The organism is Acidovorax delafieldii 2AN, from assembly GCF_000175235.1.
Lineage (GTDB): Bacteria > Pseudomonadota > Gammaproteobacteria > Burkholderiales > Burkholderiaceae_C > Acidovorax > Acidovorax delafieldii_B.
Map to the genome: position 1 here is coordinate 1 of NZ_ACQT01000350.1, position 3,016 is coordinate 3,016.

Sequence of the window (3,016 nt, forward strand, 5' to 3'; positions counted from 1 at the left end):
CGTGGCGCCCCCCCACGGCGGCCGGCCCCACGGTGGCAGGCCATGCTGGCCGAGGGAAAGAGCGCACCCAAAGACGGCGCAAGTGTGGCGATGACAGAGGCCGGCCCACGGCAGGCACCGACCCGGCAATCGGCCCGGCTGCTGAACAGTGGAACAGCGCAACGGCGAAACCTCAGAACGGGGCACAGCGTGCGCACGACCAGGGTCGCCAGTTCTGACCGGCCCGCAGGCCCTGTGCTGCTTCATGCGGCGGCCTGTGCCTGCTGGATCATCTTCCAGCCATTGCCAGACGGATCCCGAAAACCGGCGTCCACGTTGCCGTAGCGCTCCAGGGGCTCTTGCGTGAATTCGACGCCCTTGTCGCGCAACTGGGCATAGGTCGCGCGGCAGTCGGCCACATGCAGCACCAACGCCGGCATCGCCCCTTTGGCCACCATGGCGTGCAGCGTCTGGGCCGTGGCCTCGTCGTGCAACGGCGGCCCGGGCATGAACAGGCCCAGTTGAAACACCGGCTGCTGCGGATGCTGCACCGTCAGCCAGCGATAGGGGCCATTGCGCACGTCCGTGTGCACCGCAAACCCCAGTTTTCCCACGTAAAACGCCAGCGCTTCGTCCTGGTCACGGACATAAATACCTGCCACTGCAATACCTTGGCTCATCACATCTCCTTGGTTGATGGCCCATTTGTACCGGCCGTGGCACGGCGGAGCTTCTCCGAAACTGCGGTGAGCAGATCAGGGCGCTGCGCGGCCTTGAGAAAGCAGACGGGCACCCGGTCAACCGCGTGCTCCGTAGCCCGGGCATCGCGGCGCAAAGCGCCAGGGCTGGTGCCGGTGATATCGCGAAACGTTCGTCCGAAGGTGCCCAGGCTCTCCCAGCCGGTGGCAAAGGCGATCTCGGTGATGGAGAGCGTGGTGTCGCGCAGCAGCGTGGTGGCCTGCTCGATGCGCCGCGTCAGCAGGTAGCGGTGCGGCGGTATGCCAAACGCCTGCCGGAATGCCCGCGCGAAGTGGGCTTCGGACACACCGCTCACCTGCGCGAGCCGCCGCACCGGCCACGCCTCGTGCGACAGGGCATCCATGCGGTCCTTGGCCCGCAACAGGCGGCGCAACAGTGCAGGGGACTGCTCGACTGCAAGCGCCTGCGGCGCCGAGGCGGGCACACGGCGGTTTTCAAGGGCAGGCATGGGTTCAGAAGCCATCACGATGCCGGAGCATAGCCTCGGCCTGCGCCGCAGGGCAAGGCGGTAGCCGGGCCCATACGGCGAGCCGCCAGACGCATCGAACGCTCTTATTTGGATAGCACAATTCGCTTACCCAGTGAGCGCAAGAGGTGGCTTTAACCAAAAATCGCACCCCACCCGCCCGCCCATGGCCGGTGACGCGCCTGACACTTGGTTGCGTATGCTGCACGTTCAAGACCGGCCGGCCGTTTCGTCGCGATCATCCGGCCCGGCCGTGGGGCCGCGGCCTTGTCCTCCTGGCCGTTCGAGCACTGGGGCCCACGTCGGCTTTGGGGGCACAGGCCATCGGTGGTGGAGCCATGGATCCCGGGCTTCCGCGTCCATGCCGGGCCACTGGCATCCCGGATGCCCGGCGGCGCACAGGGCGCCCCACAGCGCGACCACGCCCTTGCCGCCCGACCGTTCACCCCTAGCGGGGCGCCGCCGGCGCATGCACCAGCCGCTCCACCTTGCGGCGGTCCTGCGCGGCGGCGGGCGTGAAGACCAGCATCCCCAGCCCCTCGGCCTCGCTCACGTCGAACGACGTGAACTGCAGCGTCAAGGCCCCCACGTCGGGGTGAATGAGGCGCTTGAGCCCGCTGCCGGGGTGGCGCACGCCGCTGTCGTTCCAGATCCTGCCGAAGTCCACCGTGGAGGCCTGCAGATCGGCTGCCAGCGCGGCTGCCTCGGAATTCGCGCCGCAGCGGGCGACATCGATGCGAAACACCGCCACGGCCCAGCGCGCCGTGTCCTCCCAATCGGGTAGAGCGGTGCGCCGCTCCGCATCTTGGAACAGCATCCGGAGCAGATTGCGTTCGCTTGCCGGGCGGGCCCCGTAGTCGCCCAGCACCGCCGCGGCGGCGGCATTCCAGGCGACGATGTCCCAGGTCGGCGTCTTCACGATCGCGGGGCTTGCCGGCATCGCATCCAGCACCCGCTGCAACGATTCGGGTACCGCAGGCCGAGAGGGCAACGGCATGTGTTGCGGCTGACGGCCTGCCAGCAGAAACAGCATCTCGCGGCCAGCGGCGTCGAGCTCCAGCGCGCGGGCCAGCCGGTCCAGGGTCTCCACCGAAGGCAGGCCGCCTCGGCCCTGTTCAAGCCACGTGTACCAGACCACGCTGACATGGGCACGCGCGGCAACTTCTTCACGCCGCAAGCCGGGGGTGCGACGACGCCGGCCCGCGCTGATTTCAGGCTGCACCCGCGCACGGCGCTCGCGCAGGAAGCCGGCGAGGGACTCGGTGGGTTGAGGAAGGGTATTGGTGCTCATAACAGTATGCGGCCCCGTCTTTTGCATGAACGGCACGCCTTGGACAATCGGCCCCATGCGGACAACGAAAGGACTCTCATCATGCGCATTTTCGTCACCGGTGCCACGGGCTTCGTAGGGAGCGCGGTCGTCGACGAGCTTCTCGGGGCGGGGCACACGGTTCTCGGCCTCGCCCGCGATGCGGCAAAGAGCACGGCGCTGCAGCGCAAGGGCGCCGACGTGCTGCATGGCGACCTTGCAGACCTGGAGTGCTTGGCGCAAGGCGCCCGCGATTGCGATGCCGTCATCCACACCGCGTTCAACCATGACTTCTCCCGCTTCGCAGAAAACTGCGCAATGGACGCGCGGGCCATCGAAGCCCTGGGCGATGCACTGGGGGGCACGGCGCGTCCGCTGGTCACCACAGCCGGCGTGGCCCTGCTGGCCGCCCACGGGCCGGTAGCGACGGAGCACGATGCGTGCATGCCGCCTTCGGCCGCGTACCCCCGTCGTTCAGAGGCGGCAACCGCTGCGCTCGCGGC

Annotated in this window: 4 protein-coding genes; 1 reads left to right on the forward strand and 3 read right to left on the reverse strand. The window is 68.4% G+C overall.

The annotated features are described in order from the left end of the window. Positions 1-242: 242 nt before the first annotated feature. The 3 genes from ACDELDRAFT_RS20800 to ACDELDRAFT_RS20810 form a co-directional block, all read right to left on the reverse strand. Positions 243-659: a VOC family protein gene (locus tag ACDELDRAFT_RS20800; RefSeq protein WP_005800068.1), complete on the reverse strand. Its 417-nt coding sequence runs from the start codon at positions 657-659 to the stop codon at positions 243-245. Further along, positions 659-1,186 carry a helix-turn-helix domain-containing protein gene (locus tag ACDELDRAFT_RS20805; protein WP_040330257.1) on the reverse strand — a complete coding sequence of 176 codons (528 nt, stop codon included), beginning with the start codon at positions 1,184-1,186 and terminating at the stop codon, positions 659-661. The genes ACDELDRAFT_RS20800 and ACDELDRAFT_RS20805 overlap by 1 nt, the downstream gene beginning before the upstream one ends. A 466-nt stretch (positions 1,187-1,652) precedes the next feature. Continuing rightward, positions 1,653-2,495: a helix-turn-helix transcriptional regulator gene (locus ACDELDRAFT_RS20810; protein WP_040330259.1), complete on the reverse strand. Its 843-nt coding sequence runs from the start codon at positions 2,493-2,495 to the stop codon at positions 1,653-1,655. An 81-nt stretch (positions 2,496-2,576) separates the two neighbouring features. Between ACDELDRAFT_RS20810 and ACDELDRAFT_RS20815 the strand changes: the two genes are divergently transcribed. Further along, a partial coding sequence (locus ACDELDRAFT_RS20815; RefSeq protein ID WP_040330261.1) for an NAD-dependent epimerase/dehydratase family protein occupies positions 2,577-3,016 on the forward strand: 440 nt, incomplete at its 3' end.

Coding starts and splice junctions, on each gene's coding strand:
- ACDELDRAFT_RS20800 (WP_005800068.1), bottom strand. CDS start 659: ATGAGCCAAGGTATTGCAGTGGCAGGTATTTATGTCCGTGACCAGGAC.
- ACDELDRAFT_RS20805 (WP_040330257.1), bottom strand. CDS start 1,186: ATGCCTGCCCTTGAAAACCGCCGTGTGCCCGCCTCGGCGCCGCAGGCG.
- ACDELDRAFT_RS20810 (WP_040330259.1), bottom strand. CDS start 2,495: ATGAGCACCAATACCCTTCCTCAACCCACCGAGTCCCTCGCCGGCTTC.